The organism is Plantibacter cousiniae (nom. nud.), from assembly GCF_977070315.1.
Window position 1 is genome coordinate 50,600 of the sequence record NZ_CDRVEU010000016.1, and the last position, 23,212, is coordinate 73,811.

A 23,212-nucleotide genomic window follows, 5' to 3' on the forward strand; every position below is an offset into this window, starting at 1 on the left:
AGGTTGGAACACGCCCACTGTAGGAGCGGACTTGTCCGCGAAGACGGTAGTTCAGACGATACCTTCCCGGAGAATGTACTGGCCCTTTCGCGAACAAGTTCGCTCCCACGGCCTTCGGCCAGAATCAAAAGCGGACTTGTGTATAGCACCGAGCCCTATTGCGCGGTAACAAGAAACACATCACGCACCAACCCTGTGCATCACGCCCCGGCTTAACGCTGGGCGTGATGCATCCTGCCCTGGACTAATCCGCTTACGCCTGCAAACTCGCACTCCCGGTCAGGATGGAGTATTAATTGCTTGCATCGCTTCCCACAGTCGTTTGAACCGGGACGTATCCGTTTCAGCGAAAGACTACGTCCGACGCAAGCAGCGCGACGTCATGGAGAATCTGTATGGCGAGCTTTTCCCATTCTGTCGGTGCGCAGACGTACCGCTTCGACAGCCTCAAAGAAGTCATGGCCAAGGCCAGTCCTGCGCGCTCCGGTGACTATCTGGCCGAAGTCGCGGCGCAGAACGACGGCGAGCGAGTCGCCGCGCAGATGGCGCTGGCGAACATTCCGCTCAAGCACTTTCTTGAAGAAGCCCTGATCCCTTACGAACAGGACGAAGTTACCCGGCTGATCATCGACACCCACGACAAACTGGCGTTTGCCCCGGTCAGTCATCTGACAGTCGGCGGCTTTCGCGACTGGCTGCTCAGCGACAAGGCCGACGAAACCAGTCTGCGCGCGCTGGCCCCCGGCCTGACCCCGGAAATGGCCGCTGCCGTTTCAAAGATCATGCGCGTGCAGGATCTGGTGCTGGTGGCGCAGAAAATCCGCGTGGTCACGCGCTTCCGTAACACCATGGGCCTGCGCGGCCGGCTGTCGACACGCCTGCAACCCAATCACCCCACCGACGACCCGTCCGGCATTGCCGCCAGCGTGCTCGACGGCCTGCTGTACGGTAACGGCGATGCCATGATCGGCATCAACCCGGCCACTGACAGCACCTCGTCCATCGTTGCTCTGCTGGAAATGCTCGACGCCATTGTCCAGCGCTATGAAATCCCCACGCAATCCTGCGTGCTGACCCACGTCACCACCTCGATTGAAGTGATCAACCGTGGCGTACCGGTCGATCTGGTGTTTCAGTCGATCACCGGCACTGAAGCCGCCAACGCCAGCTTCGGCATCAGTCTCAAGCTGTTGCAGGAAGGCTATGAAGCGGGCCTGAGCCTGAACCGCGGCACCCTCGGGCAAAACCTGATGTATTTCGAGACCGGGCAAGGCAGCGCGCTGTCGGCCAACGCGCACCATGGCATCGACCAGCAGACCTGCGAGACCCGCGCCTATGCCGTCGCCCGGCATTTCAATCCGTTTCTGGTCAACACCGTGGTCGGCTTCATCGGCCCCGAGTACCTGTACAACGGCAAACAGATCATCCGCGCCGGTCTGGAGGATCACTTCTGCGGCAAACTGCTGGGCGTACCGATGGGCTGTGACATCTGCTACACCAACCACGCAGAGGCCGATCAGGACGACATGGACACTCTGCTGACATTGCTGGGCGTTGCGGGGATCAACTTCATCATGGGCATTCCCGGCTCCGACGACATCATGCTCAACTACCAGACCACCTCGTTCCACGACGCGCTGTACGCCAGGCAAAGCCTGGGCTTGCGTCCTGCACCGGAATACGAAGCCTGGCTGGAGAAAATGGGCATCTTCACCCAGGCCGACGGTCGTGTGCGCTTCGGCGACAGCCTGCCGCCTGCCTTCCGTCAGGCGCTGGCGCATCTAGCATGAGTGACGAGCCGATGAACGAACTACAAGACAGCGCCGCCCCCACCAATCCCTGGCTGGAACTGCGCCGCCTGACCCCTGCGCGTATTGCGCTGGGTCGTACCGGCACCAGCCTGCCGACCTCTGCGCAACTGGACTTTCAAGCCGCTCATGCGCAGGCACGCGACGCGGTGCATCTGGCCTTCGACCATGCCGCGATCAGCGCACAACTGACCGAAAAAGGTCGTGAAACCCTGTTGCTGCACAGCGCCGCGGCCGACCGGGACAGCTACCTGCAGCGTCCGGACCTGGGCCGTCGCCTGAATGACGAATCAGCGCAGACGTTGCGTGACTACGCCGCTGCACATCCGGGAGGTCTTGATCTGGCGGTAGTGGTCGCCGACGGTCTGTCCGCCCTGGCGGTGCATCGGCATGCGGTGCCTTTCCTCATTCGCCTGGAAGAACAGGCCAGTGCAGAGGGCTGGTCGCTGTCGCCAGTGATCATGGTCGAACAGGGCCGCGTCGCCGTGGCCGATGAGGTCGGCGAACTGCTCGGTGCGAAGATGGTGGTCATTCTGATCGGCGAGCGCCCCGGTCTCAGCTCCCCGGACAGTCTGGGCCTGTACTTCACCTACGCGCCGAAGGTCGGGCTGAACGACGCGCACCGCAACTGTATTTCCAATGTGCGCCTGGAAGGCTTGAGCTACGGCATGGCCGCTCATCGGCTGCTGTACCTGATGCGCGAGGCCTGCAGGCGGCAGATTTCCGGGGTCAATCTGAAGGACGAAGCTGAGCTGCAGATTCTGGAATCAGACGGCACTGATGATCATTCAGACAAACCCATCGGCAACTTCCTGCTCGACGGTCCTGCAGCGTCGCATTAGGCCCCATGCAGGCTTATGCCATTCCAAGCCGCCGGGGCGATTCGCGTAATCAGCCCGGCGTATGGCATCAGCCCGGATGAACGTTGCGGCCTGTTCATCCCTTCTGAAGACGTACCGCTCACCCCCCATTCAACCCCGCCGCTTATTCCGAAGCCCCTTCTGCGCATTCTGCTTCTATAATGCCGCGCATACGCACAGTCGTTTCTTCCGCATGCGACCCCGGACAGGGTTCTCGCCTCAGGTGCTTTAATGGAATTCAACCCGCTCGACCTTATTCTGCATCTCGACGTTTACCTTGACCTGTTGGTGACCAACTACGGCACATGGGTTTACGCGATTCTGTTTCTGGTGATTTTCTGCGAGACCGGACTGGTGATCATGCCCTTCCTGCCGGGCGACTCGCTGCTGTTCATCGCTGGCGCAGTGGCTGCCGGTGGCGGCATGGACCCGGTCCTGCTGGCCGGGTTGCTGATGCTCGCAGCGATTCTGGGCGACAGCACCAACTACGTGATTGGCCGCACGGTTGGCGAAAAACTGTTCAGCAATTCGTCATCGCGCATCTTCCGCCGCGACTACCTGCTGCGTACCCAGGATTTTTACGCACGCCACGGCGGCAAGACCGTCACGCTGGCGCGCTTCCTGCCCATTATCCGTACCTTCGCGCCATTCGTGGCCGGTGTGGGCAGGATGTCCTATCCGCGCTTCGTGGGCTTCAGCGTGCTGGGTTCGGTGCTGTGGGTCGGCAGTCTGGTGACCCTGGGCTTCTTCTTCGGCAACGTGCCATTCATCAAGCACAACCTGACCTTCCTGGTACTGGCAATCATCCTGCTGTCACTGGTGCCGATGGTCATCGGCGTGGTGCGCAGCCGCACCGCGCGTCCGGTCGACGCGCGCTGAACCATGTGGTCATTCAGCCACTGGCGCAGGCAGCGCACGCTGGCCCGACACCCGGTTGCTGAAGAACTATGGCAGAACGTCTGCGCACGTCTGCCGATCCTTGATGGCCTGAGCAGTGAGCAACACGCGCAACTGCGTGACGCCTGCGTGCTGTTTCTGCATGACAAACACCTCAGTGCACTGCCGGGCGTTGATCTGGATGACGAACAACGGCTGTTTCTCGCCGCTCAGGCGCAACTGCCGCTGTTGAATCTGGGCGAACTGAACTGGTATCAGGGTTTTCATGAAATCGTGTTGTACCCCGACGACTTCGTCAGCCCGCAGCGCTATCGCGATGCCAGCGGCGTCGAACACGAGTGGGATGGCGAGCACAGTGGCGAGGCCTGGCTGCAGGGCCCGGTGATTCTGGCCTGGCCCGGCGTATTGAGCAGCGGCGACTGGGATGGCTACAACCTGGTGATCCATGAACTGGCGCACAAGCTCGACATGCTCAACGGCGACGCCAATGGCCTGCCGCCGCTGCACAGCGATATGCAGGTGACCGAATGGGCTCGCGTCATGCAAAGCGCGTTCGATGATCTCAACCGGCAACTGGACCACAACCCCGACGCCGAGCCCGCCATCGATCCCTATGCCGCCGAAGACCCCGCCGAATTCTTCGCCGTGACCAGCGAATACTTCTTCAGCGCACCCGATCTGCTGCACAGCAGTTACCCGGCAGTCTACGAACAACTGAAAGCGTTCTACCGCCAGGACACCCTGGCGCAGCTCGACCTGCTGCGTCAACAGGACCCGGCTTACCGGGACAGCTGACGGCCGCCAAGGCCATGCGTGGCAACCAAAACAGAATATGCCTATAATCCGGACCACTTTATGGCGGTTCGCGCCACAATCTGTCTGGTCAACTAGGGGGGCAATGCCCAATGAGCTACAGCAAGATTCCGGCGGGTAAAGACCTGCCGAACGACATCTACGTCGCGATCGAAATCCCGGCCAACCACGCGCCGATCAAATACGAAATCGACAAAGATTCCGATTGCCTGTTCGTTGACCGTTTCATGGCCACCCCAATGTTCTACCCGGCCAACTACGGTTTCATCCCCAACACCCTGGCTGACGACGGCGACCCGCTGGACGTGCTGGTGGTAACCCCATACCCGGTTACTCCAGGCTCGGTTATCCGCGCACGCCCGGTCGGCATCCTGCACATGACTGACGACGGCGGCGGCGATGCCAAAGTTATCGCAGTGCCACACGACAAGCTGTCCCAGCTGTACGTCGACGTGAAAGAGTACACCGATCTGCCGCCGCTGCTGCTGGAGCAAATCAAGCACTTCTTCGAGAACTACAAGGATCTCGAAAAAGGCAAATGGGTGAAGATCGAAGGTTGGGGCAACGCTGACGCTGCCCGCGCCGAGATCACCAAATCGGTTGCGGCCTTCAAAGGCTGATCACCGATCTGGCGTTTCAGGGCGCGAACACCCGTGCCCTGAAACACGCTCCCCCCCTCCTCGCTGCACCTCCCCGCACACCTCTCTTGCTGAAACGAAATCACCCGTCTTTTTGCAGCACGCACGTTTAAAAATGCGCCCGCCTTTTAGACATTCAATGAACAGTTCGTTAATGCCCGTATAGCGGGGGTAAACGCGCAATACCTCGTTTAGCGCCAAAAGCGCTATTACGGAATCCACCTACACGACATTCATTCCATCCGTAGTCCGGATAGCCACGCCCACCCTGGGATAACGTCGACGTCAACACCTCGTTCATTTAAACACCCAGACGACGCCCGTAGACTTCGCCACTATGAATACATCAGGTGATCGACTCCGCATCCTCCTTCGGGAGTGCCATCTCACAGCGACTGATTTTGCCGCCAACCGCAAAATCACGCCGCAACACGTCAATAACTGGTTCAAGCGTGGCGTGCCCATGGCGCGGATTGACGAGGTGGCTGAACTGTTGACCGTTAACGCCCGCTGGCTGCGCACCGGCGAAGGCCCCAAACACCCTAACGAATGCGCCAATGAAAACACCGGCGGCAATACCCGCGTCATCATTCATCAGGCCAGAAACGTGTCGCGCGGCGACGTGGAAATCCAGATTTTCATGGAAGCGGAATCCACCCAAGGCCTCGGCAAGACCGTCCTCGCCGAAGCCCCCGGACAGAAAATCCGCCGGCCCCTGCAAGTCCTGCAGAACATGGGCATCGACCCGAAAAACTGCATGTGCGTCGCCATGGTCGGCAACAGCATGGCCGACAAGATCCAGGACGGCTCGATCCTCGGCGTCGACCGCGAACTGACCCAGGTCATCGACGGCGAAATCTACGCCCTCGAACACGGCGGCATCCTGCGCGTCCGCTACCTCTACCGCCTGCCCAACGGCGGCCTGCGCCTGCGCAGCCACAACGACGCCGAATACCCGGACGAACTGTTCAGCGCCGAAGACATCGACCGGGAGAAAATACGGATTCTGGGCTGGATATTCTGGTGGTCGACCCTGAACAGCCGACGCAATGCCATGCTGCTGTTATGAGGTGTTTACGGCTGAAAGGCATTCGGGCTGGGCATGGGAGGCGAAGTTCAGTATCCTGTTCGCCATCCAGAGCGCCTGACGCAGTCATGCGATGCGGTGTTTGAACGGGGCATGTGATCTGTTTGCCCTGTTGTCTATTCGCGCTTCTTCAAGAGGCGTACCTGTTGAAGGCGATTGCGGTCTATCAAAAATAGATCAGAACCGCCTACGAGAAGCCGGCCACAAGCCGGCTTTTTAATGCCTACTGCTTTCTTCCTGCGGCTGGGCAGTGGATATCATCTGCTTGAGAAGCTTCCCGCCAAATCAGCCGCTGGCAGCACCTTGCTGGTTGTCCCGGTCGAAACCCACTTTAGGATAATCCCAAGTCAGGTTTATTCAGGTAACCGGACTATTAGAGGGTTTGCCAAGTGAAAACCATCCATAACGCTCGCTATCAGGTGTTGCTTGATCTTTGGCTGGAAGCGCGCAACGCAGCCGGTATGACGCAAAAAGAATTAGCGGTCCGGCTAGGGCGACCGCATTCGTTTGTCTCAAAGACAGAGAATGCCGAGCGCAGGCTCGATGCCATTGAGTTCATGGACATCTGTCAGGGACTCGGGGCTAATCCATATGCGTTGCTCAGCAAGCTGGAATCGATGACTCGCCCATGATCGACAATCGCGAAGCTTTGCTGGATGAGCGCTTGCGAGAGGAATGACTCATAGCGATTCAATGCAGTCCGTTCTGGTCAGATATAGGACGATCACGGACAGCCTACTACGTCCCGCCCTCTCCACAGCTTCCAGACCTGTTCCCAACCGTCTTCGTGACTCGGCCCCGAGACCACAATCAGTTGGCTGCACGCACCGTTGCCCAGTTGCCTGCTGTAACCCTTTGCCAGTTCAGTCGGGATCATTTCGTCACGCGTGCCCGACAAGTGACGCTGAGGTATCAATGCCAGGCGCTGAATGTAATCGAGTGGGTCCAACGATCCATTGAGAGGCGAAAGTCCTTTTAGTGCTGTCCACTGATTCGGGGCCAGATTGCCAGCGATGGTCTGGATCCGGGTGATGTCGTTTCGTTGTCCAGCCAGTAGCAACGCGAGGGTTGCGCCGCCTGAATAACCAATCAGCTCGAACTCGTTATTACCGTAACGTTGTTTCATCTGGTCCAGCGCACTGCTGAGGCTGGTGACCACTGCCTGGGAGAAACGGCGATTGGTCCAGAGGGCAGCGTTGCAGGCCGGAGCCGTGATGAATTGGCAAGGTCGTGCCAGATAGGCGCTGGGCGTCGGGTCGTTGACTGCCAGCTGCGGCACGAGGAGCTTACGTGGGCTCGGGTCGAGACTGGGTTGAGTGGTGGTGGCCCAGGCATGACCGTCGCCTTCCAGATAGACCCGCAGACGGTTCGCTCTGAAGGTCTCTGGCGGTAACAGCGCCTCCAGTGGAAAGGGCTGTGCCGACAGAATCTGCATCTGTCGGCCATGCTGGTCGGCCAATTGCTGTAGATCAGCGCGCGGCGACTGACAACCGGCGATGGCTCCGCTCAACAGCAGCGCCATCACGACTGCAAGGGTACCGCCCACGCGTTTTCGACCAAGGCGGTAACTCCACATCAAAAGTCGTAACGCACTTTTGCAGAGAACACATCGGCATCGAAGCCCGATTTACCGATGTAGTCGTAGTTGACGCCCAGTGTGACGGCCCCCAGCTTGTAATCGGCACCCACACCCGCTTCGTAACTGTCACGCACGGCCTTGGCGCCGCTGGTAACAAACGGTGTACTGCCGAGCAGAAAGGTGGACGTGCTCTGCGCTTCGTCGGCGGCGAAGTCGTGGTAGGCCATCAGTTTGGCCTGTGGCTCCAGCGTTCCGGCACCCAGGAGGAAGCTGCCAGCCACGCGCATGCCTGCGCCCAGCTCAATGGTTTCGTAACGCTGATCTTCAACCTTTAACGCAGCCGACGAGCCTTTCTCACGATAGCCGTCGATGTTCACTTGGCTGTAACGCGCCGCCAGGCGTGGTTCGACCAATACTTGCGGGTTGACGTGATAGGTGTAACCACCCACCAGATTCAGGCCCAGCAGGTCACTGTCGTAATCTGCCTTGGCACGCGTACCTGCAATGCTGCGTTTGCCCTGGTTGTCATTGAGGCCGTAAGTCAGGCTTGTATCGACAAAGTAATTGCCTTGTTCGAAGCCGCCGTACAGTGTGAATGCATGGCTGTCGACTTCGGTCTTGTTGCCACTTTTGCCATTCACGTCAGTATTGATGAAGCTGTACGCCAGCCCCAGCGTCAGGTTGTCGTTGAGCTTGCCGTCAGCACCCACCGCGACTCCGCTGCTGTACGCGTTATAGCCAGCAATTCCGTCACGCTGGCCTTGAGTGGCGTCGCTGTAGAGCGACTGGACCCAAACCCCGGCATTCTTGAAACCTTCGCCAGAAGAAGCACCGCGTATCGAGCTGGTGCGGCTGCCAGTCACGTTGCTGATCAGGCCCTGGCTGGTAGTAGCGGCGCTTCTGGCCCCGCCGTTGACCTCCGGCGACAGCTGCGAGGCCAGCTTGGCGAGCTGCCCACCGTCAGCGTTCAACAAAAGCTGTTTGAACGCATCACTGTCGTTCAGCTTGCTGATGATGCTGTCGCCGGTCAGGTTGACCAGTGTGGCCTGTTCATTGACTGAGCCACCGTTGTTGGCAACTACCTGAGCGACCTCTTCCTTGCCCTTGGCGGTGACCACAGCCACAACGTCTTTGCCGTCAACGGTATAGCTGTCGATTTTAAGCAGCGCCGAAGTACTGACTACATCCAGTTTGCCAGCAGGGTCGACCGCGCTTCCATCCTTGGTCAGCAGTTCGATCTTGCCTGATTCGATAAGCGTGTAAGCAGTGCCGTTGGCATTGAAGTCGTCACCCTTGGCCGCGAGCTTTACTTGCGCTCCCGGTTCGAACTGAGTAGTGCCGGTAACTTTCAGCACCGCGGTTTTAGCATCAGTGGCCTTACTCAGATTCAGACCGAGCGCCGAATTGCCGTCGACATACAGATCGCCGCCAATGCTGCTGTGTGCGGACTCGAAAGTCATGGTAGTAGGACTGTCGGAGGTGCCACCAACGTAAACCGATCCGCCGCTCTTCAGGCGAATGTTGTAGCCATCTTTACGGCTGTCAGTACCCGTGAAGGAAGTATCCCCTTCCAGCTCGATATTGCTCACGTCGATCAGGTTACCGACAACGATGCTGCCCTTTCTCAGGATCAGCTCGATCGGACGATTGCTTCCAGAAGCGTCGATGGCCCTGTCAGCAGAAATGATCGAACCTTCGTTATAGATATTGAAGTCGCCCCGTTCGATGTACCAAGGCTGAGCGCCGATCATAGCGAACTTAGTGGTGCCCATCACAATAGCAGCGCTCTCGCCGCGGATCGTCCCGGTGTTGGTTATGTCCGCACTATTGCCTATCATGGTGGCCCCGTCGATTCGAAGACCTTGAGATCCCGCGCCACTAGCGGAGAGGCCGCCATGGTTTTCGAAATATCTCAGACTCGTGGCGACATCCAGGGCCGTCGCGCCTTGACCAGTAACGTCAACCAGACCTCGGTTGATAACGTTGCCGCTAATCTTGCCGCCCTCAAGGCTGATGCCTTTGACTACTTCACCATTGGCAAAGGTGCCGGAACCGCTGATATTCGCGTTGAGGATCAGATTCTTTTCAATGGTCGAACCACTTAGCTGAATCGCATCTTTAACCGCACTCCCCGTATAGGCACCGTTGATCTCAAGGTTGCCGGTATGGGTCTGACCCTCGCTTTTATAACCAGCGTTGGTCAGTTCGACTGTTTCAGCAAAAGCAGGAACAGCAGTTGCAGCTACAGCCATGGCGAGAAGGGTCTTGCGAAACATCACAGAGTTCACGATTCATTCCTTATGTGGGGGGGGGGGGCGCTTCCATGCGTAGCGAGAACATGCCGCAGCAAAAAGTGGCGATTGGCCACACAGAAGAGCGCGGCGAGAATAAAGTAACCGACTTGAAATAACATCAAATATTATCGATACAGTTACACTTCGTTAAGATCGTTTAAGCACTCGGGTCAGATTGCTAGACCCGATACGACTCCGCATGCGCCACGTTCCTCAGCGTGCGCCAGTACGAGCGAATGCGCTTGGCAAGGGTCGGCGAGCTGCTGAACAGTACGATGGTCGCAAAGGACACCCACCAGCCGGGGCGCAGGCAGGTCAGCAGGTATTGATTGAGCCAGATGCGCGCTATTCTCAGCCTGTAGCCCTTCGGGTCAAGCCTTTGCAATTGCTCTATCGCAGAGGCTTTGTAGAGTGTGGTCAGTACGCGGGGGCTGGTCAGAAAACGTTCCGGGAAGTCGACGCCAGCCTCGCAGTGGTTGAGGACTCTGAAGTTGCGTCTCAAGACGTTGTCCCATAACTTCAGGTTGCTCAGCCCTACCTCGCAGGGTCGTGCGAGCCGGGCGTCGATGCCCTTCCTGCGCATGACACCCAGCATCAGTGCCTGCTCGCTCACCAGGCGCGCGGACGTGTAGCCAATGAAGTTTCCAAACGGGTTGCGAGACGGCCTGTCGTTGAAAAGCGCGTCCCTTTCGAACAGTGGTTGCTCCCACATGGCGAGCATTGCTTCGCGCGTGCCGAATTGAACGAGATCCGATATGTGGAACAACATCGGCAACCGTTCAGGGTCGCGAATATATAGCGTCGTGGTGGTGATGGGCGTGTCGAACAGCTGTGTCTCCCCCGGCTCGGTATCATCGGACTGACCTATGACAGCCAGCGCAGCGCTGGTCAGGTTGTGATCGGCGCGCATTTTCATGACATAGGGTCTTGAAGCGCGTTGAATACCGCATAGCGTCGACCGCAGCATGCGATTGATGTTGATCTGATTACCGGCGTCATCAACGAAGGCACCCGGATCATCCGACATGACGATCTGGTCCGCCTTCACATCGGACGTATCTTCATGACGCCAGGTCGAAACGATGATTTCGGCATCTGGCAGGTGCGTACGGATCGATGCGATGCAGGCGAAGATATTTCGTTTGGAACTCAGGTTGCGATACAGGGGACCCTGAATAACCACGCTGATTTTTCTGGAGTCGACGGCCACAAGATGAGGCATGTGTTTAACCTTGTAATGAGAAGCGCCTGCTACCGACGGCTAGCGGCAGATCGGTCAATGGGATCTTGCAACACGCCGAAAGACGCGCAGAGCAACACGCCGCATTCGACGCAGGATGCCCGCCAGCAATGGAAGACTTATCAGTACTCTTTCAAGACGAGTGACCATGAACAGCCTGCCAATCTGAACGGAACGGGCTGAGGCTGTTGTGCTTGCCGGCAAATTGTTGAACGACGCATTGAGGGTTCGCGAATAAATGCCCAGGTGCATGGCGGGCACCATGATCACGAGGTTTCGCTTTCGCAGCTTGGTGCTCAGATAGTTGTAGCGAGCAATTTTCTGGATGAAGTCCACGCAGGTAGCAGAGTCATGCTGGCCAAAATCGATCAGCACCCAGTCGCTTTCGACTTTATCCATGTGCTGGGCAACTCTGTTTGCCACGATGCCGCTTAGAGCATTGCAGTGAAGAAAATCATCCAGGCTGAACAAAGCGTGTTCGGTCGATGAATCGCTGGCGGGTAGTTCGGCCAGGTTGTAACGGTCATCAATCACAAGGACGGGAACGGTCGTCCTATGCTCGTGCTGAATGCGCGCCAACTGACAGATCAACTGATGGCTGGCGTTGCTGGCGCTCAAATGAGAAACGACGAATACCTTCACTTCGCCCCCTTGCTGTAGGACATAAAGGGAGTCGAGTTGTAGATGGCCTTCACAGCAGCCCACAGGCTTTCAAAATAGAAACTTTTCCCGTTGTTTCGATAAGCCCGAATGGCCGAAATCAAAATGCCGGGGAGCGACAGAAGGTTGTGGTGAAAGTAATCATCCTGCTGGCGGGCAAACCAGGTCTGCGTGCCGCGTTGACGCAACATATTGCGCACCTCGGAGCTCTGTGTAATCAGTGTCTGTTTGGCCAGCACAGGGTCTGTGAGGAAGCGATTGACCAGAAACTCCTGACGCATGCTCGGTAGCTGGTCGAGCAACACGAGCCTCTCGAAGTCGTTGATAAACGCTCTGACCGTCTCACTGTCGTTTTTGAACGTGGACTGCTGCACTACATTATCGATCAGTTCGATCCAGGCTCGAACAGGGAGGTGATCAAGACCGGTTGGAATAACGACCGCCGACGGGTTGGCCAGGTATTTGTCAGCGAACTGCCGCAATCTGGCCAGTGCGGTCTCGGCAGACAGGTTCAAAAGAGGTTTCTTTTCCAGCAGGGACACATAACAAGGCCCGGATATTCCGAGACATCCGTCAACGGATTCGACCGGAGCATTGCCACCCAGCAGCGCCCGGGAGGTCATCGACTGAGTGATGCCAAAGGGATTGATACGGTTTGGAATACCCGAGCGCGACGCTCGCAACGCATGCTCAATGTCTTCGTACTCCACCCAGTGCAGGGACTCGTCCAGCGGGCAGGCATTCCAGACATCCTTGCGACAAATGTAGAGGCTGCCTGTCGGGTAACTTGCATCGTTGTTGTAGCGCATCGGGCTGGCGAAACAGAACCCGGTCCGGTCGACGTCCGGGAATATTGAAGGCGCAATGGACTGGGCATTACCGCTGGTGCGGTGCAGCCCCAGCAGCCCCTGCGCGACCTCGTTCATAGCCATGCCGTAATCCGAGTAACGCCGCGGATGCATGCTGATTCGGTTATCGAAGAACATGCTTTGCAAGGTCATCAACGGATAACGCGGGCCAAAGCGGCGAACAACTTCCCCGAAGTGTTTTGGCAGAAAGACGCGGTCGTGCAGGATCACCAGATTGCTGTGTCTGGCCTCCAGTGCGAGACGGTTTTTCTTCTTGCAGATCTGCACGGGCGGGGCAGTGATGTCCTCCCCCACGATGCGGACCTTGTCGAAATAGGCGAAATTACTTCCCGGTGTGCCGCACAGCAGTATCTCCTTCTGCAGGATGTCAATTTCCAGAATGCGCTTCACGACGGCATTGAGAACAGTGGCGTCGCCTGGACCGACAGGAATACCGAAGGTCCAGCTGTCGAGATCGTCGTTAGATTCCGCAGTCAGCCTGGATACTTTCCTGTAAGTGACCGAGTTGGCCGAACGCGCAATGACCTTGAGCGATCCCGCGAAGTAATCACGATCCAGATAACACTCGATTGGCGTGTCTTCGATAACCGTGATCTTTTCGCCAACATTCAGAAAGTGCGCACCGTCCCACAGCAGCAGCGGAGACAGCGGTGAATCACTCTGAACACCATAAAAACAGTAGCTGCCCGCCCCATACAAGCACAACGGACGCCGTGCGGCATGCAGTTTCCTGATCACCCGTTCAGGCTTGCGAAACGGATGCGCGCGGAACGAGATGAAGCTGGAGCACTCATGGAGCAGCAGTAGCCCCACCGGGAGGCTGCGCAGACTGCCCGCCGCTATGTAACCGAGGCTTGGGTGGTGCTGGAGATGGGTCGTTTTCATGGTCAGACGACGTACTTGTCAGCAAGCGCACCCGGCACCTTCACGACAACGGTGGTCGCATCGGTGAGCGCTTCAAACGCCGTGATATCGCCCGGTTCCAGAACGATGATGTCGCCGGCATGCCAGACCTGATCGCGCATGTTGACCGACCCGGCAATGAGTACGGTTATCTCGGTGGCGACCTTGTGGTAATGAGCCGCTTCCTTTTCACCTGCCTTGTAGGTCTTGACCCCGACCTCACAGGACTCGGTACTGAAAACTGCAGGTTCGAATCCACCCACGAACCAGCCTTTGACCATGTCTTCCAGTCTTGCCGTTTTCATCGCATCTCTCCTGCTTCGAAAGCGTGGAGCTGACTGTCGGTTTTCAGTGGCCGGTACTGATTGGGTTCGATCCGGTAGGCGCCGATCTTCTTCTGCAACAGCACCAGCTCATTGAGAGCGGGGGCTATGTAGAAGTTGTCGTTGACCCTGGCGTCCTTGCGAATCATCTCCTTGGCTGCCGATACGAATAGCGAGCCGGACTTGAACCAGTACACACCGGCAATGGCGTTTGAGCTGATCGGGTTCTTTTCGGCTGCTTCGATAACCCGGCAGTCGCTGTCCAGGCGCGCGAATGAATAACGAGGGTGCAGAGAATTGAAGATGACCACTCCGGCATCCTCATGACGTTGCCGAAACGCACGTACTGCATCCAGCAGCTGGATATCCAGAAAGTCGCTGATGCTGAGAATCAGCAGTTCGTCATCGTTGTCGATTTCTTCGCTCGCCAGAAGCGCTGTGCAAGCCGCACCACGGGTGATGTTGTGGACCGGTAGAACACTGGCCGACGGGTGCATTTGCGGGACCATGTTGCGAAGGTGCAGCCGGGCGATATCGTTGTTCGAGAATGTGCAGATCATCCTGCGCGGCTGAAGTACTGCGCAGTTATCTATCAGCGTATGAATCAGCGGCTTGCCTTTGTGTTCGCACAGGTAGTGCGGGTACTCGCCCTCATCATGCGGCGCCTCTGTCTGCCTGCCGGTCAGAAGAATGATATTCAACGCGCTCACAGGACTGCCGCCTTGTCGAAGTTGATCTGTTCAACTTTGCCAAGAATGTTATTGAGGTTTACATCGCAGGTTTCAGCCACGACCAGAACATGTGCGCCTGAGTCTCTGGCGGCCTTGATGCCATTCTCGTTGTCCTCGACGATGAGGCATTCTTCAGGCTGAAGACCCAGTTGGCTGATGGCCTTGGTGTAGATATCCGGCGCTGGCTTGGCATGCCTGACGTCTTCGTTGGAGAGCCGCAGATCGAGGTATCGGTCGAGATCTGCCCTGTTCATCATGACCTCCACGGTGTTGCGAATGGAGTTGGACGCCACTGCCAGCTTGTAACCCAGCGTTTTCAGTGATGACAACGCGTACTGATGCACAAAGGTCGGTTTGCACTGGGCGTAAACAATCTCCATGGTGTACTGCTGCTTCATCTCGTTGATGAAGGCGTGCAACGCAACCGGCAGGTCGCGTTCGACACTCAGCATGTCGAGTTTGCGCGAGGTGGGCAGACCGTCGTAGGCGGTGAGGTGTTCGTGGCGACTGATGTTGTAACCGAACAGGCTGAGCGCTCTGTTGAGTGCGTTGTAATGCCATTCCTTGGCGTCGATAAGAACACCGTCCATATCGAAAATCACTGCCTTGATCATGATTGCCTCACGTGAAGAAAGTGGCTGCGTCTGCGGGAAGATCAGTACACAGCATCAAACGGTCCTGCGACCTGCACTCGAGCAATTGCTGCCACAGGGCGCCATGACCACGCCCGTGCAATTCGGGTGACACCACACAAACCTGCTTGCCCAGGGAAAGAAGATCGCCAATGATCTGGTTGGAGAACCACTCACCCTCAAAACCGTCAAGCCAGACGCCTGCAGCCTGTTTGAGCCAGGCTGGCGACGGCTCTACATCGCTGAGACGGGTGTAAGTGGTGAGGTTGGCGTTGAGGTAACTCCGCATGTCCGGCACCGCCATATCGAAGGCGAACCAGTTGGTATGGCCGTAACGGGCGAAGGTTGCAGCGAGAGCCTGTGCCAGGCCATCCGCCTTGACGTTGATGGCCAGAGGCAGGTTGCGGCCCGCCATGATGTCGAGCAGGCCGTCCAGCGTCAGCTCGCCGCCTGCAGGCATGTCGTGGGAGATGACCAACTGGCCAGCCGCATCACGGACATCGGTTTCGGTGCCGAAGCCAAGGTCGAATGATCGATGAAAGGCTTCGGGCAGATTGCGCTGCGGCCTTTGCAGCCAATAGCCGCGATGGCTGATGATCTGCATGTCAGGCCTCTTTTCCCGAGGCTGCCTGCCTGCTCAGCGGCAACGACAGGAACTGGTTGAGGTCTGCCGGGATGCCCAGGCCATACATGCCATGACCTTCTGCACCAATGCTGTAATGAATGACCCTGGCGCCCTGCCCGATGAGCTCGTTGTAAACCGGTGCGACATAGAACTCACCATTGACGCGAAGATCTTTCGCGACCATCGCCTCGATGGCCGATATCAGTTGACCTGCACGGCGAACGTTATAGATGCCGACAGTGGCCTCGTCAGAGATAACCTCCTTTTCCACCACACGGTCGATCAGGCCTGCTGCACTGAAGCCCACGAACGACCATTTCGGATCGTTGGCTTTCATGGTCATGATCAAACCCTCTGCATCGCTCTCGCTCATTGCCTGCAGATAGGCGTTTATATCCACATCGACGTACTGGTCGCTGTTGGCAATCATCACTTGCTGGCTGTCGTCGAGCAGGTGCCGCGCTGCATACACCGAGCACGCAGCGCCCCCGGTCAGGCCGCCGAGCTCGACGATCTCGCAGCCGGGCGCCCAGGCATTCAGTCTTTCCCTCAGCCCGTAACGTGCGACCTGTTCCGACTGACAGATAAAGATGAATCTGTGCGGGCACTTCGGCGTCAGGTTGTCGATCACGACCTTGATCATCGGTACACCATGTACAGGGATCAACGGTTTGGGGTCGGTGTAGCCCGCAACCGCAAAGCGACTCCCGGCCCCGGCCATCGGAACGATAATTTGCAACATGGAAATACCTTTATGAATTGAGTGATGGCCAAGTTGACTGGAAGCATGGCATCACGAAACAATGAATCAGTAATAACCCTGCTCGGTCATCCGGCCGCGCTCAAGCGTCAAGTAACGCTGGCAAAACTCTTTACCTTCTTCTACTGCGTGGGTAACAAGAATCAAGGCCATCCCGTCATCCTGCATCATGCGAATTCGTTCGTGGCATTTGCGCTTGAACTCTTCGTCCCCTACCGCAAGAACTTCGTCAGCCAGTAATGTCTGAGGCTCGACATGAACGGCGACTGAAAAACCCAGCCTCATGTACATGCCTGACGAATAGTTCTTTACCGGCGTATCGATGAAGTTTCCCAACCCGGAAAAATCGACAATCTCGTTGAAGCGCGAACGCACTTCCTTGTTACTCAATCCAAACAGACTGGCATTGAGGTAGATATTTTCCTCGCCGGTCAGTTCAGGGTGAAAACCCACTCCTATTTCGATTAGCGGTGCTACTCGCCCCACACTGGTCAGCCGCCCACTGGTGGGCACAAGAATGCGTGAGACCAGTTGCAACAAGGTACTTTTACCTGAACCGTTATGCCCCACCAGTGCAAGCGACTCACCTTTGTGCAAGGTGAACGAGACATCACTGACTGCCGTGAATGTTTCGGCACGCTCACGATATCGAGTGTCAAACAGCCCCAGAAACTTCTTCTTCAAACCGCCTCTGTTATGGCGCAGAACAAACTGTTTGGTAAGGTTCTCTGCCTTGATGACGACGCGACTCATAGATATTCCACCACGCGGTCCACCTTCCTGAACATCAACAGGCCCACCAGCAGCGACGCAGCGCCCATGAACACGCACAGCAGCAAATCACGGGGCTCGGGAACGATTCCGGCATGCAGAATGCTGGTAAAACTGTTGAAGTACAGGCCTACCGGGTTATAGGCCGCAATGCGGGCGACACCGTCGGGCAGCGATGAGGTCACCCATACGATGGGTGTAAGCCAGAACAACAAGGGTAGAAACACATCGGTGAAGTGCTTTGCATCCCGTACGGTGACCTGGATGACGCTGAGTGCCAGACCAACGCCCATGATCAATGCCATGAATGCGATCAGCACAATCGGATAAAACAACAGTGCACGCGAAAAGACACCGCCCAGCATGGCGAATAGCGATGCGTACACAACCATGCAGCCAGCCCAGAAAACGACGATGGCCAGCGCACCGGAAACAGGCAGTAAAAGACGAGGAAAGCGCAACTTTCGAATGAGGTTGCCATTATTGATCAGCCACTCCCCGCTTTGCGAAACAATTTGTGCCAGAAGCATCCAATGGACAACCCCTGTCACCAGGTGCAGCGCAAAGCGGTCCTGACTACTGGGCAGAATATAAGTGAACACCGTGTAATACGTGAGCGTGACAACCAATGGGTTACCCAACGACCAGACAAAACCCAACGTTGCACCCATGTAACGGATTTTTATTTCCTTGGAAACAAGATTGATGATCAGGTCACGCCACTTCATCACGCCCGGACTGCAGAAAGACGGCATACGGTATCCAGCTATTAATAGGTAAATCAGAGAGAGCGACTTTGACAACCAAGATCATAAATGGATAACCTTATGGCCTCACGCTGCGAACACATGTTCTCTTCTTTTACCCAGCTACAGCTATAGGACGCCGCCTTAGTTCCTGTGGGAATATTCCACAAGCTACCAACGGCAGCGAACTGAGCCCCTCGCTACACTCGTTCACAATCGCAAGGCACTTCCCTGCACGCGCGTTGATCTATAACGTCAATGGTCCTTTGCAACACGACCGGTCCAGCGATCACCCTTGAACAAGCGAGGCTTCTCATGACGCAAACGCCCTACACTCCGCCGAAGGTCTGGCACCAGGAAACAAAAGCGGGCGGCACGTTCGCCAGCATCAACCGGCCCGTCGCCGGCCCCACGCACGACAAGGAGCTGCCGGTCGGCAAACACCCGCTGCAGCTTTATTCACTGGCCACACCCAACGGTGTAAAGGTCACGATCATGCTCGAAGAGCTGCTGGCGCTCGGGCACAGCGGCGCGGAATACGATGCCTGGCTGATCCGCATCTCCGAGGGCGATCAGTTCTCCAGCGGCTTTGTCGAGATCAATCCCAATTCCAAGATCCCGGCATTGCTGGACCGAAGCCATGAAACACCTGTTCGGGTATTCGAGTCCGGCTCTATCCTGCTGTACCTGGCTGAGAAGTTTTCCAGCTTCCTGCCGGCCGACCCGGCAGGCCGTACCGAAACGCTGAACTGGCTGTTCTGGCAGATGGGCGCCGCGCCTTATCTGGGTGGCGGTTTCGGGCATTTCTATGCTTACGCGCCCGAGAAACTCGAATACCCCATCAACCGCTTCGCGATGGAGGCCAAGCGCCAACTCGATGTGCTCAACCGCCGCCTGGGCGAGCACCGCTACCTGGCTGGCGATACCTACACGATTGCCGATATCGCGGTCTGGCCATGGTATGGCGCGCTGGTGCGGAACAAAGTGTATTCGGCTGCCGAATTCCTCTCGGTACACGAATACCCGAACCTGATTCGCTGGACGGAAGAGATCGCCGCACGCCCGGCCGTTATCAAAGGCCAGAAGGTCAATCGCACCTGGGGCGAAGAAGCCGATCAGGTTCCGGAGCGGCATCAGGCATCCGATCTGGATAAATAAGGCACACGTCAAGTCCTTCGCGGACAGAAACCTGATGCTACAAACCCACAGGAAACTCTGGAACAGAACGTCCTGATCTGCACGTAAAGTAGCCGACCTTAACCACCGCCCAAGGACGCGCCTTTATGAGCCGAACAACCGTTCTTCCAGACTTTCGCTCGCAATCGCCCATCAGGTTGCTACGCAGTGGAGTACTTTCAGTATGAGTACTCCCAACACACCGCATACGCCTGTACATGATCGCTTTGATGAAGTGCTCGCCATGATCCGGAGCGCTCGACAGCAGGCCGCACAGGCGGTGAACACACAATTGATCGAGCTTTACTGGCAAGTCGGCGCTTACATCAGTCGCAAGCTTGAAAACGCTGAATGGGGTGACGCGGTGGTCACCCAGCTTGCCGAGCATCTGGCCACCACCCAGCCAGGACTGCGTGGTTTCACACGCAGCAACCTTTTTCGCATGCGCCAATTCTATGAGATTTACCGTGCAGAAGAGAAAGTCGCGCCACTGGCGCGACGATTATCCTGGTCACATAACCTGATCATTTTCAGCCAGAGCAAGCGTCCTGAAGAACGCGAGTTCTACCTGAAAATGGCAACTCAGGAAAGGTGGTCAAAACGCGAACTTGAGCGCCAATTCAAGAACGCTCTATTCGAGCGCACTGTCACCCAGCCAGCCAAAGCCTCGGCGATGCTCAAGGAAACCCGGCCGGCCGCACTGGATATATTCCGTGATGCCTACATGGTGGAGTTTCTGGAGCTGCCACCGGGGCACGCCGAAGCGGACCTGCATGGCGGTTTGTTGAAACGCCTGAGGGACTTTCTGATCGAGCTAGGCCGCGATTTCTGTTTTGTCGGCTCAGAGTACGCGTTGCAGGTCGGCGGCCAGGACTTTGCTCTGGATCTGCTGTTTTTCCATCGAGGCCTCAATTGCCTCGTTGCCATTGAGCTCAAGGTCGGCCGCTTTGAGCCCGAATACCTCGGCAAACTGGACTTCTACCTGGAAGCGCTGGACCGCAACGAACGCAAACCCCATGAAAACCCGGCCATTGGCGTCTTACTCTGCGCCAGCAAAAACGACGAAGTCGTCGAGTACGCTCTGAACCGCTCGCTTTCACCCGCGTTGATTGCCGAGTACCAGACCCGCCTGCCGGACAGACAGTTACTGCAAGCGAAACTGCATGAGTTCTACGCGAGCGCTGTGTTGAACGATCAGTGATACCTGCCAGGCGCACGATGCATTACGCTTGCGGGTACCTGAGCCGCAGCCTGCAAGCCTTTTCACCCGGAGCCTCCAATGCCGCAAGACAAAGACCCTCGTGCCCACACCGCCCTGTCGCAACGCGGTCGCAGTGCTGCCAGCGGGCCGGGGATTGCGGTCAACCCACCCGTCGTGCGCCTCAGTACGGTGCTGTTCGACAGTCTGGAAAGCTTGCGGCAGGCGGAAATTCGCACCGCAGGACCGGAGCGCTCGCTGACTTATGGCGCCAACGGCAACCCGACTGCGTTTGCCTTGCAGGACCTGATCTCCGAGCTCGAAGGTGCACACGGCACCTGCCTGTACCCGACCGGGCTGGCCGCAGTGGCGCAGATGTTTCAATCGTTTCTGCGTCCCGGCGATCATGTCCTGATCACCGAATCGGTCTATGGCCCTGTTCGGCGGCTGGCGAAAACCATGCTGACCGCCTTCGACATCCCGTTCGATTTCTACGCGGCCAACGGCAGTAACGTGGAATCGCTGATCAAGGCCAACACCCGGATGATCTATGCCGAGGTGCCCGGCTCGCTGACATTCGACATGTGTGACCTGCCATCCCTGTCACAGCTGTGCAAAGCAAGGAATCTGCTGCTGGCTGTGGATAACTCCTGGGGCTCGGGGGTGCTGTACAAGCCGCTGGAGCTGGGCGCGGACATTTCGCTGATGGCCCTGACCAAGTACGTGGCCGGCCACTCCGACGTGATGATGGGCAGCGTCAGCACCACCGAAGCGCACTGGCATACCCTGAAAACCATGAACACCGCCGTGGGCAATACCGTCAGCCCCGACGATGCCTATCTGGTGCTGCGTGGCGCCCGCAGTCTGGCGGCGCGCATGGCCATGCATGAGCGTCACGCGCTGCAGATCGCACAATGGCTGCAGACTCAGCCCCAGGTTGCCCGCGTGCTGTATCCCGCGTTGCCGGACGATCCGGGCCACGCGATCTGGAAGCGCGACTTCCATGGCTGCAACGGCTTGCTCAGTTTTGAATTCAACACCATTGACCGGCAGGTGCTGGATCGCTTTACCGGCGCGTTGAAACTGTTCGGCGTCGGCTACTCCTGGGGTGGTTTTGAAAGCCTGATCACGGAAGTCGAACAACACGGTCCCGAGCGCGGTAGCGGCCCGATGCTGCGGCTGCAGGTCGGCCTGGAAAGCCCGGAAGACCTGATCGCGGATCTGCAGAACGGATTCGCGGCAGGTTGACCCCTGCAGCCGCTTGAAGAGCGCAGGTCCGTCGCCGCAATTTGCCCAGACGCCAACGCTCTGCTAGTGTCGCGCGGTTTAACCTCTACCGGAAATGCCCTCATGGCCCGCAAGAAAGCTGCACTGGATTTCGAACAGTCACTCGCTGACCTGCAAGCGCTGGTAGAGCGGCTGGAGAATGGCGAGTTGTCGCTGGAAGACTCCCTGACCGCCTTCGAGCAAGGTGTACGCCTGACCCGCGACTGCCAGAGCGCCCTCACCCAGGCCGAGCAGAAGGTTCAGGTATTGCTGGAACGCGATGGCGAGCTCAGCGAAGAGCCGTTCGACGATGCGGAACTCCCCGAATGATCGCGAGCTATCAAGCGCAAAGCCAGACTCGCGTCAACGCAGCACTCGACGGGCTGTTCAAGGCCCCGGGCCCTGAGCTCGAACGCCTCTACGAAGCCATGCGCTACAGCGTGATGAACGGCGGCAAGCGCGTACGCCCGCTGCTCGCGTATGCCGCCTGCGAAGCACTGGGCGGTGTAGCCGAGGATGCCAACGGCGCCGCCTGTGCCGTTGAACTAATTCATGCCTACTCGCTGGTCCATGACGATTTGCCGGCAATGGACGACGACGACTTGCGTCGCGGCCAGCCAACCACACACAAGGCCTTCGATGAAGCCTGCGCGATCCTCGCCGGTGACGGCCTGCAAAGCCTGGCCTTCACCGCCCTGCTCGCCCCTCACCTGACGTCACGCGATGCCGAGACGCGTCTGCAGATGGTCACGGCCCTCGCGACGGCGGCCGGACCGGCGGGCATGGTGGGTGGCCAGGCTATCGATCTGGGTTCAGTGGGGCTGAAGCTCGATCAGGCGGCGCTGGAATACATGCATCGCCACAAGACCGGTGCATTGATCGAAGCCAGCGTCCGCCTTGGCGCACTGGCCAGCGGTCACGCCGATCAGCCCCGCCTCGATGCCCTACAGGTCTACGCGCGTGCAATCGGTCTGGCGTTTCAGGTTCAGGACGACATTCTCGATGTCGAAAGCGATACCGCGACCCTCGGCAAGCGCCAGGGCGCCGACATCGCCCGCGACAAGCCGACCTACCCGGCGCTGCTGGGCCTGGAAGCGGCCAAACACTACGCACTGGAACTGCGTGATCAGGCGCTGCAGGCGCTGAGCCCGTTCGATGCCGCCGCAGAGCCGTTGCGCCAGCTGGCACGCTACATCGTCGAACGTCGCCACTGATCACTGTCACCCGAACCGGAAAATCCGCTGAATCAACCACGCATCACCGTGGTCTCAGTGAGTACACATGTCAGTCGGCAGGTCATCCGCCGACTCACTTCATGGGCAGCGTGCGATGCATA

General features: G+C 57.7%; 24 protein-coding genes. 12 read left to right on the forward strand and 12 right to left on the reverse strand.

What is annotated here, in order from left to right:
- The first annotated feature begins 395 nt into the window (after window positions 1-395).
- From ACW55A_RS25350 to ACW55A_RS25380, 7 genes are all read left to right on the forward strand, one after another.
- Window positions 396-1,790, forward strand: a complete 1,395-nt coding sequence (locus ACW55A_RS25350) for an ethanolamine ammonia-lyase subunit EutB (RefSeq protein ID WP_044310537.1) — start codon at window positions 396-398, stop codon at window positions 1,788-1,790.
- Between the two features lie 11 nt (window positions 1,791-1,801).
- On the forward strand, window positions 1,802-2,650 hold the full coding sequence (gene eutC, locus ACW55A_RS25355; protein ID WP_268950506.1) for an ethanolamine ammonia-lyase subunit EutC: 849 nt from the start codon (window positions 1,802-1,804) through the stop codon (window positions 2,648-2,650).
- A 249-nt stretch (window positions 2,651-2,899) separates the two neighbouring features.
- Window positions 2,900-3,547: a DedA family protein gene (locus ACW55A_RS25360; protein WP_003366404.1), complete on the forward strand. Its 648-nt coding sequence runs from the start codon at window positions 2,900-2,902 to the stop codon at window positions 3,545-3,547.
- Between the two features lie 3 nt (window positions 3,548-3,550).
- Window positions 3,551-4,360 carry a M90 family metallopeptidase gene (locus tag ACW55A_RS25365; protein WP_455809368.1) on the forward strand — a complete coding sequence of 270 codons (810 nt, stop codon included), beginning with the start codon at window positions 3,551-3,553 and terminating at the stop codon, window positions 4,358-4,360.
- Between the two features lie 110 nt (window positions 4,361-4,470).
- Entirely contained in the window at window positions 4,471-4,998 is a 528-nt protein-coding gene (gene ppa / locus ACW55A_RS25370) for an inorganic diphosphatase (protein WP_003366402.1), read from the forward strand.
- 481 nt (window positions 4,999-5,479) lie between these two features.
- Window positions 5,480-6,085 carry a S24 family peptidase gene (locus ACW55A_RS25375; protein ID WP_498811909.1) on the forward strand — a complete coding sequence of 202 codons (606 nt, stop codon included), beginning with the start codon at window positions 5,480-5,482 and terminating at the stop codon, window positions 6,083-6,085.
- A 407-nt stretch (window positions 6,086-6,492) separates the two neighbouring features.
- Window positions 6,493-6,735, forward strand: coding sequence for a helix-turn-helix domain-containing protein (locus tag ACW55A_RS25380; protein WP_455809370.1), 243 nt, complete (start codon window positions 6,493-6,495; stop codon window positions 6,733-6,735).
- Window positions 6,736-6,827: 92 nt separating this feature from the next.
- Here the strand turns inward: ACW55A_RS25380 and ACW55A_RS25385 are convergent, their stop codons facing one another.
- The 12 genes from ACW55A_RS25385 to ACW55A_RS25440 form a co-directional block, all read right to left on the reverse strand.
- A complete protein-coding gene (locus ACW55A_RS25385; RefSeq protein ID WP_455809371.1) occupies window positions 6,828-7,679 on the reverse strand; it encodes an alpha/beta hydrolase in 852 nt (283 codons plus the stop codon).
- On the reverse strand, window positions 7,679-9,970 hold the full coding sequence (locus ACW55A_RS25390; protein ID WP_498811916.1) for an autotransporter family protein: 2,292 nt from the start codon (window positions 9,968-9,970) through the stop codon (window positions 7,679-7,681). The genes ACW55A_RS25385 and ACW55A_RS25390 overlap by 1 nt, the downstream gene beginning before the upstream one ends.
- A gap of 184 nt (window positions 9,971-10,154) precedes the next feature.
- Entirely contained in the window at window positions 10,155-11,186 is a 1,032-nt protein-coding gene (locus ACW55A_RS25395; protein WP_498811922.1) for a WavE lipopolysaccharide synthesis family protein, read from the reverse strand.
- Window positions 11,187-11,252: 66 nt separating this feature from the next.
- Window positions 11,253-11,858 (reverse strand): hypothetical protein, encoded by a 606-nt coding sequence (locus ACW55A_RS25400; RefSeq protein WP_498811925.1) that lies wholly within the window; start codon window positions 11,856-11,858, stop codon window positions 11,253-11,255.
- Window positions 11,855-13,558, reverse strand: a complete 1,704-nt coding sequence (locus ACW55A_RS25405) for a hypothetical protein (protein ID WP_498811930.1) — start codon at window positions 13,556-13,558, stop codon at window positions 11,855-11,857. Before ACW55A_RS25405 ends, ACW55A_RS25400 begins: the two co-directional genes overlap by 4 nt.
- A 74-nt stretch (window positions 13,559-13,632) precedes the next feature.
- Window positions 13,633-13,953, reverse strand: coding sequence for a hypothetical protein (locus ACW55A_RS25410; protein WP_003317241.1), 321 nt, complete (start codon window positions 13,951-13,953; stop codon window positions 13,633-13,635).
- Window positions 13,950-14,681 carry a glycosyltransferase family 2 protein gene (locus ACW55A_RS25415; protein WP_455809375.1) on the reverse strand — a complete coding sequence of 244 codons (732 nt, stop codon included), beginning with the start codon at window positions 14,679-14,681 and terminating at the stop codon, window positions 13,950-13,952. Before ACW55A_RS25415 ends, ACW55A_RS25410 begins: the two co-directional genes overlap by 4 nt.
- Window positions 14,678-15,316 (reverse strand): HAD family hydrolase, encoded by a 639-nt coding sequence (locus tag ACW55A_RS25420; RefSeq protein ID WP_060708619.1) that lies wholly within the window; start codon window positions 15,314-15,316, stop codon window positions 14,678-14,680. Before ACW55A_RS25420 ends, ACW55A_RS25415 begins: the two co-directional genes overlap by 4 nt.
- A gap of 7 nt (window positions 15,317-15,323) precedes the next feature.
- Window positions 15,324-15,938, reverse strand: coding sequence for a PI-PLC domain-containing protein (locus tag ACW55A_RS25425; protein WP_455809376.1), 615 nt, complete (start codon window positions 15,936-15,938; stop codon window positions 15,324-15,326).
- Window position 15,939: 1 nt separating this feature from the next.
- Entirely contained in the window at window positions 15,940-16,701 is a 762-nt protein-coding gene (locus tag ACW55A_RS25430) for a glycosyltransferase family 2 protein (protein WP_248696368.1), read from the reverse strand.
- A 66-nt stretch (window positions 16,702-16,767) separates the two neighbouring features.
- A complete protein-coding gene (locus ACW55A_RS25435) occupies window positions 16,768-17,472 on the reverse strand; it encodes an ABC transporter ATP-binding protein (RefSeq protein ID WP_003366382.1) in 705 nt (234 codons plus the stop codon).
- Window positions 17,469-18,293 carry an ABC transporter permease gene (locus tag ACW55A_RS25440; RefSeq protein WP_498811945.1) on the reverse strand — a complete coding sequence of 275 codons (825 nt, stop codon included), beginning with the start codon at window positions 18,291-18,293 and terminating at the stop codon, window positions 17,469-17,471. Before ACW55A_RS25440 ends, ACW55A_RS25435 begins: the two co-directional genes overlap by 4 nt.
- 258 nt (window positions 18,294-18,551) lie before the next feature.
- Here ACW55A_RS25440 and yghU point away from each other — a divergent pair, with 258 nt between their 5' ends.
- From yghU to ACW55A_RS25465, 5 genes are all read left to right on the forward strand, one after another.
- Window positions 18,552-19,394 (forward strand): glutathione-dependent disulfide-bond oxidoreductase, encoded by an 843-nt coding sequence (gene yghU, locus ACW55A_RS25445; RefSeq protein WP_044309280.1) that lies wholly within the window; start codon window positions 18,552-18,554, stop codon window positions 19,392-19,394.
- Window positions 19,395-19,596: 202 nt separating this feature from the next.
- Entirely contained in the window at window positions 19,597-20,613 is a 1,017-nt protein-coding gene (locus tag ACW55A_RS25450) for a PDDEXK nuclease domain-containing protein (RefSeq protein ID WP_058397713.1), read from the forward strand.
- Between the two features lie 78 nt (window positions 20,614-20,691).
- Window positions 20,692-21,858 carry a cystathionine beta-lyase gene (gene metC, locus ACW55A_RS25455; protein ID WP_455809377.1) on the forward strand — a complete coding sequence of 389 codons (1,167 nt, stop codon included), beginning with the start codon at window positions 20,692-20,694 and terminating at the stop codon, window positions 21,856-21,858.
- Window positions 21,859-21,960: 102 nt separating this feature from the next.
- Window positions 21,961-22,206: an exodeoxyribonuclease VII small subunit gene (locus ACW55A_RS25460; protein ID WP_002551852.1), complete on the forward strand. Its 246-nt coding sequence runs from the start codon at window positions 21,961-21,963 to the stop codon at window positions 22,204-22,206.
- Window positions 22,203-23,090: a polyprenyl synthetase family protein gene (locus tag ACW55A_RS25465; protein WP_010407759.1), complete on the forward strand. Its 888-nt coding sequence runs from the start codon at window positions 22,203-22,205 to the stop codon at window positions 23,088-23,090. Before ACW55A_RS25460 ends, ACW55A_RS25465 begins: the two co-directional genes overlap by 4 nt.
- Window positions 23,091-23,212: the final 122 nt, after the last annotated feature.

Bases quoted from the DNA above. Each gene is read 5' to 3' on its own strand.
- ACW55A_RS25350 (WP_044310537.1), top strand. From the start codon at position 396: ATGGCGAGCTTTTCCCATTCTGTCGGTGCGCAGACGTACCGCTTCGAC.
- eutC (WP_268950506.1), top strand. From the start codon at position 1,802: ATGAACGAACTACAAGACAGCGCCGCCCCCACCAATCCCTGGCTGGAA.
- ACW55A_RS25360 (WP_003366404.1), top strand. From the start codon at position 2,900: ATGGAATTCAACCCGCTCGACCTTATTCTGCATCTCGACGTTTACCTT.
- ACW55A_RS25365 (WP_455809368.1), top strand. From the start codon at position 3,551: ATGTGGTCATTCAGCCACTGGCGCAGGCAGCGCACGCTGGCCCGACAC.
- ppa (WP_003366402.1), top strand. From the start codon at position 4,471: ATGAGCTACAGCAAGATTCCGGCGGGTAAAGACCTGCCGAACGACATC.
- ACW55A_RS25375 (WP_498811909.1), top strand. From the start codon at position 5,480: ATGGCGCGGATTGACGAGGTGGCTGAACTGTTGACCGTTAACGCCCGC.
- ACW55A_RS25385 (WP_455809371.1), bottom strand. From the start codon at position 7,679: ATGTGGAGTTACCGCCTTGGTCGAAAACGCGTGGGCGGTACCCTTGCA.
- ACW55A_RS25410 (WP_003317241.1), bottom strand. From the start codon at position 13,953: ATGAAAACGGCAAGACTGGAAGACATGGTCAAAGGCTGGTTCGTGGGT.
- ACW55A_RS25420 (WP_060708619.1), bottom strand. From the start codon at position 15,316: ATGATCAAGGCAGTGATTTTCGATATGGACGGTGTTCTTATCGACGCC.
- ACW55A_RS25425 (WP_455809376.1), bottom strand. From the start codon at position 15,938: ATGCAGATCATCAGCCATCGCGGCTATTGGCTGCAAAGGCCGCAGCGC.
- ACW55A_RS25430 (WP_248696368.1), bottom strand. From the start codon at position 16,701: ATGTTGCAAATTATCGTTCCGATGGCCGGGGCCGGGAGTCGCTTTGCG.
- ACW55A_RS25435 (WP_003366382.1), bottom strand. From the start codon at position 17,472: ATGAGTCGCGTCGTCATCAAGGCAGAGAACCTTACCAAACAGTTTGTT.
- yghU (WP_044309280.1), top strand. From the start codon at position 18,552: ATGACGCAAACGCCCTACACTCCGCCGAAGGTCTGGCACCAGGAAACA.
- ACW55A_RS25450 (WP_058397713.1), top strand. From the start codon at position 19,597: ATGAGTACTCCCAACACACCGCATACGCCTGTACATGATCGCTTTGAT.
- metC (WP_455809377.1), top strand. From the start codon at position 20,692: ATGCCGCAAGACAAAGACCCTCGTGCCCACACCGCCCTGTCGCAACGC.
- ACW55A_RS25460 (WP_002551852.1), top strand. From the start codon at position 21,961: ATGGCCCGCAAGAAAGCTGCACTGGATTTCGAACAGTCACTCGCTGAC.
- ACW55A_RS25465 (WP_010407759.1), top strand. From the start codon at position 22,203: ATGATCGCGAGCTATCAAGCGCAAAGCCAGACTCGCGTCAACGCAGCA.